The sequence below is a fragment of the Oerskovia sp. NPDC056781 genome (assembly GCF_042789955.1).
GTDB lineage: Bacteria > Actinomycetota > Actinomycetes > Actinomycetales > Cellulomonadaceae > Oerskovia > Oerskovia rustica.
The window spans coordinates 1-5,148 of sequence record NZ_JBHUAD010000262.1; the positions used below are offsets into that span (position 1 = coordinate 1).

4 protein-coding genes are annotated in these 5,148 nt (G+C 74.0%); 3 read left to right on the forward strand and 1 reads right to left on the reverse strand.

From position 1 onward, the window contains the following. The first annotated feature begins 60 nt into the window (after positions 1–60). Together ACFRCR_RS16685 and ACFRCR_RS16690 are read left to right on the forward strand one after the other, a co-directional pair. The gene (locus ACFRCR_RS16685; RefSeq protein WP_377679082.1) at positions 61–1,077 is read left to right on the forward strand and encodes an HAD family hydrolase; all 1,017 of its coding nucleotides are present in this window, start codon (positions 61–63) and stop codon (positions 1,075–1,077) included. A gap of 41 nt (positions 1,078–1,118) precedes the next feature. Further along, complete coding sequence (locus ACFRCR_RS16690; RefSeq protein ID WP_377679084.1) at positions 1,119–2,864, forward strand: SulP family inorganic anion transporter; 1,746 nt, start codon at positions 1,119–1,121, stop codon at positions 2,862–2,864. Here the strand turns inward: ACFRCR_RS16690 and ACFRCR_RS16695 are convergent. After that, positions 2,851–3,999 carry a serine hydrolase domain-containing protein gene (locus tag ACFRCR_RS16695; protein WP_377679086.1) on the reverse strand — a complete coding sequence of 383 codons (1,149 nt, stop codon included), beginning with the start codon at positions 3,997–3,999 and terminating at the stop codon, positions 2,851–2,853. The genes ACFRCR_RS16690 and ACFRCR_RS16695 overlap by 14 nt on opposite strands. A 107-nt stretch (positions 4,000–4,106) precedes the next feature. On the opposite strand from ACFRCR_RS16695, the gene ACFRCR_RS16700 reads away from it, so the two are divergent. Further along, positions 4,107–5,117 (forward strand): LLM class flavin-dependent oxidoreductase, encoded by a 1,011-nt coding sequence (locus tag ACFRCR_RS16700; RefSeq protein WP_377679087.1) that lies wholly within the window; start codon positions 4,107–4,109, stop codon positions 5,115–5,117. The last annotated feature ends 31 nt before the right edge of the window (positions 5,118–5,148 follow it).

Sequence of the window (5,148 nt, forward strand, 5' to 3'; positions counted from 1 at the left end):
GGTCGGCCTCGTGCCGACCACCCCGGGCGTCCCGTACCCGAACCGGTGAGAGGACCTCCGATGACCGACCTTCCGTCCTGGCGCGACACCCCGACCCGCACGGCGATCCTCGACCTCGTGGCCGCGATCACGACCGGACCGGGAGCACTCCCGGTCGAGGAGCGCGTCGCGGTCTTCGACAACGACGGCACCCTGTGGGCCGAGAAGCCCATGCCGGTCCAGCTCCACTTCCTGGTCGAGCAGTGGGCGCGGGCTGCCGCGACCGACCCGGCCCTCGCGCAGACCGAGCCGTACCGGGCGGCCTCGACCGGGGACCTCGCCTGGCTCGGCGCCGCGATCGACAAGCACTACGCGGGCGACGACTCCGACCTCCGTCCCCTGATCGAGGCCGTCGTCGCGGTGCAGGAGGGCCGGTCCGTGGGCCAGTACGCCGACGAGGTCCGCGCCTTCCTCGACACGGCCGTCCACCCGGCGCTCGGCCTCCCGTACCGGTACGCGACCTACCAGCCGATGCGCGAGCTGCTCGACCTCCTGCGGGCGCACGGCTTCACGACGTACATCACCTCGGGCGGCGACCGCGACTTCATGCGGCCGTTCACCGAGGACTACTACGGGGTGGCCCCCGAGCAGGTCGTGGGGTCGAGCCTGGGGCTCACCTTCGACGAGGAGAAGGCCGACGTCGTCTACGGGTCGGCCTTCTCCTTCCTGGACGACGGCCCCGAGAAGCCCGTGCGCATCTGGAGCCGGACCGGCCGACGGCCCGTGCTCGCGGTGGGCAACTCCAACGGGGACGTGCCGATGCTCGGGTACGCGGCCGCGCACCCCCGGGGCCTGGCGCTGCTGATCCACCACGACGACCCCGACCGCGGGGACCCGCCGTACGACGCAGGTGCCGACCAGGCGCTGGCGACCGCGGCCGAGAAGGGGTGGACCGTGGTGAGCGTCCGGGACGACTGGGCGCAGGTCTTCCCCGTCCCGCCGGGCGACCCCCCGAGTCGCTCGACGGGGGGTGCGGCGGGTAGTGCAGCGGGTGGTGCGGCGGGAACCGGTCCTCGGGACGGGACGCAGGCTCCGTGACGTCCATGCCGACAGGTCCACGGCGCCGCCCCACGCGCCCGATGCCCCGCGTCGACCTCTTCCCGACCCTGCGCGGGTATCGCGCGAGCTGGCTCCGCGCCGACGTCGTGGGCGGGCTGTCGGCAGGCGCCGTCGTCGTGCCGCAGGCCATGGCGTACGCGACGATCGCGAACCTGCCCGTGGGCTTCGGCCTGTACACGTGCATGGTGCCGCTCGTCGTGTACGCGCTGCTCGGCGGCTCGCGCACGCTGAGCATGAGCACGACGTCGACCATCGCGACGCTGTCGGCCTCGACGCTGCTCGCGGCCGGGGTCGCGGCCGACGCCGAGGACCCCGCGCGGGCCGTGTCGACGCTCACCCTGCTCGTCGGTGCGCTGCTGCTGCTCACCCGTGTGCTGCGGCTGGGATCGCTCGTCGAGAACATCTCGCAGGCCACGCTCGTGGGGATCAAGGCGGGAGTCGGCGCGACGGTCGCCGCAGCCCAGCTCCCCCACCTGCTCGGGGTGCCCGCCGACCCCGACGCGACAGGCTTCTTCCACGTGCTCGGCTCCGCGCTCGGCAGCCTGGACCAGGCGGTCCCGGCGACGGTCGCGCTCTCGGCCGGGAGCATCGCGGTCCTGCTGCTGCTCGGCCGCGTCGCCCCCCGGGTGCCCGCTCCGCTCGTCGTCGTGGCCGTGGGCATCCTGCTCGTGGCGTTCGCAGGCCTCGCCGACCGGGGCGTCGAGGTCATCGAACCCGTCCCGCCCGGGCTGCCGCTGCCCGTGCTGCCGGACCTGTCCCTGGTCGGCTCGATGCTCGCCGGGGCGAGCGCGATCGCGATCATGGCATTCCTCGAGACGGTCGCCGTGGGTCGTGGGGTCCGCCGACCCGACGAGCCCCAGATCGGCCCGGACCAGGAGCTCCTGGCGAACGGGGTCGCGGCCGTCGTCGGAGCGTTCTTCCGCGCCATGCCGCCCGCGGGCGGCTTCTCCCAGACCGCGGTCAGCCTCCGCGCCGGGGCGCGGACGCAGGTCGCCGGGCTCGTGACCGCGGCCCTCGCGATCCTCGTCGCGCTCTTCCTCGCCCCGGTGCTCGACGACCTGCCGCAGGCCACGCTGGGCGCCATGGTCGTCGTCGCGACCGTGAGCCTCATCAAGGTCGGCGACTTCGTCGTGCTCTGGCGGATCAGCCGCGTCGAGTTCGCGGTCGCGCTCGTGACGACCGGGATCGGCCTCGTGGCCGGTCTCCTGCCCGCGGTCGGCGTGGGGGTGGGGCTCACGCTCGTCCTCGTGCTGCGCGAGCTCGACCGGCCCCGCGTCGTCCCGCTCGTGCGCGCCCAGCGGGGCGGCTGGGCGCCCGTCGACCGCGGCACGGCCGAGGGCGACGACTCCGAGGAGGGCGCCGACGTGACGCGCGAGGTCGCGCGCGAGGCAGCCCTGGAGTCGGGCGTCGCACCCGGGGTCCTGGTCCTGCACCTCGACGCCGGCCTCTACACCGCGAACACCCGGCCCACGGTCGAACGCATCCTTGCCCTGGCCAGGGCGAGCACCCCCGCACCGCACGCCGTGGTCCTGGAGTCCGGGGCCCAGCGCGGCGTCACCTCGACCGTGCTCGACGGGCTCGCGGACCTCGACCGACAGCTCGCCGGGATCGGCTGTACGCTCCTGCTCGCGCGCGTCCCGGCCGAGACCGCGGCCAGGGCCGCGGCCTCGCCGTGGTTCGCGGCGCTCGCGACGGACGGACGCCTGCTGCCGAGCGTCGACGCGGCGGTCGAGGCTGCCCAGGCCCTGCCGGCTACGCCCCGGTGACCAGGTCGTCGAGCCGCCTGATCGGGTCCCAGGCACCGTCCTCGCTGTTGGACACGACGGCGATCGTCACGCCGGGCTCGCCGCCCTGCCCGGGGTAGTGCTTCACGATCGCGCTCGCCCCCGTGTTGATCCCGTCCTTGGACAACGACCGGACCTGGCCGTCCGCGGTCGTCTCGATCTCGAGCCCGAACGCGAAGTGCACGGCCGCGGCCTTCCCGGGCGCCGCGTCGGGCACCTCGTGGTGCAGCGCCTGCGGGCTCAGGAACGCGTCCGTGAGGTCCGGTGGCAGCAGCTCGCCCGCCCGGACCGCGTCGAGGAAGCGGACCAGGTCGGCCGCCGTGACGTGCGCGCCGCCGTCGGGCGAGCCGATGGGCGGGTAGCTGTAGATGTTCTGCCGCCACCCCACGACCGGAGCGTCGCCGTCGTCGACGGGAGCTGCGCCGTCGGGGGCCTCGCCGTCGGGCGCGGTCGCGCGGACGGGCTCCCAGCCCTCCGCGACGTCCGGGACCGCCTCACGCATGTCGAAGAAGCCCGACGACGCCATGCCCGCGCGCGCGAACACGTGCTCACGGACGTAGTCGCGGTAGGTGAGGCCCGTGGCACGCTCCAGCGCCAGGCCGGCCAGGACGTATCCCACGTTGCAGTACCGGCAGCCCTCGCCCACACCGAACGTCGGGGTCTTGTGGACGAACTGGGGCAGGAAGTCCGCGGTCTGCGTGACCGAGTAGTTCGGCTTGTCGACCCACAAGGCCTCGTAGGACTCGCCGGCCTCCTCGTCGGCGTCGTCCGCGATGCCCGAGGTGTGCGACAGCAGGTGGCGCAGCGTCGCCTGCCGAGGGATCTGCGTCCCGTCGAGGTCGACGTAGTCGTGGATCGAGGTGTCCAGGTCGAGGGTCCCGGCCGCGACCTGCTGGAGGACCGCGACCGAGGTGAAGAGCTTGGTCACGGACGCGACGTCGAAGCGCGTCGAGACCTCGACGGGCACGCCCCAGCGCCGCGAGGCCAGGCCGTAGGCGCGTTCGAACAGCGTCTCACCGTCCCGCGAGACGAGCACGACCCCCGAGAACTCGTCCCCTGCGGCAGCCTGCCGGAGGTGGTCGTCGAACGCGGCGAAGGATCCCGTCGTGAGGCTCATGCCTTCGACGGTAGGCCGCGCGGGCGAGCCGAGCCAGGACATTTCGAGACGAGCGCCGGGGGCACGCCTAGGGTGGAGCGAGTCGCCCCGTCCGAAGGAGAACCACCGTGCCCCGTCCTCGTCTCGGCGTGATCGTGCCGCGCGACCTGCCCATCACCGATCTGCTGCCGTTCGTGTCGCGCGCCGAGGAGATCGGCCTCGACGAGGTCTGGGTCGTCGAGGACTGCTTCTTCCGGGGCGGGATCGCGCAGGCCGCGACGATCCTCGCGCGCACGGAGTCGATCCGCGTGGGCATCGGGATCCTGCCGGCAGCGGTGCGGAGCCCCGCCATGACGGCTCTCGAGGCCGGGACGCTCGCCGAGCTCCACCCGGGGCGGCTGGCGCTGGGGATCGGGCACGGGATGCCCGCGTGGATGCGGCAGATCGGGGTGTGGCCGGCGAGCCCCCTGACACTGCTGGAGGAGACCACGAGCGCCGTCCGCTCGTTGCTGCACGGCGAGCGCCTCAGCACCGACGGACGCTACGTACAACTCGATGACGTTGCGTTGTACAGCCCTCCCGCCGTCGCGCCGCCCGTCCTCGACGGGGTGCGCGGGCCCAGGTCCCTGGAGGTCTCGGGCCGCGTCGCCGACGGCACCATCCTCGACATGCCCGTGACCCCCGAGTACCTGGGCGTGGTCCGCGCAGCCGTCGAGCGCGGCCGCGCCGCGGCCGGTCCGAGCGCCCCGCCCGAGCACACGCTCGTCGCGTTCGCCCTCGCCGTGGTGCACGACGACGTCGCGACGGCCCGCGAGATCGTCCGGCCCGCACTGGCCACCTTCGGCGCCGCGGACTGGACCGCGCAGATCGACCCGCTGCCGTTCGCGGCCGAGTTCCGCGCGCTGCGCGACTCGACGCCGACGCCGCAGGAGTTCTCCAGCGCCCTGCCCGACGAGTGGGTCGACCAGCTCGCGATCGTCGGGCCGCCCGACGTCGTCCGCGCCCGGCTCGCCGCGCTCGAGGCGAACGGGGTCACCAGCGTCGTCGTCGTGCCGACGAGCCCGGACCCCGAGCGCCAGGACGACCCGTTCGCTGCACTCGACGCGCTCGCGCGGATCGTGTCGTCCGCCGAGAAGTGAGTTCACGCCCCTGATCCGCGCGGATCAGGGG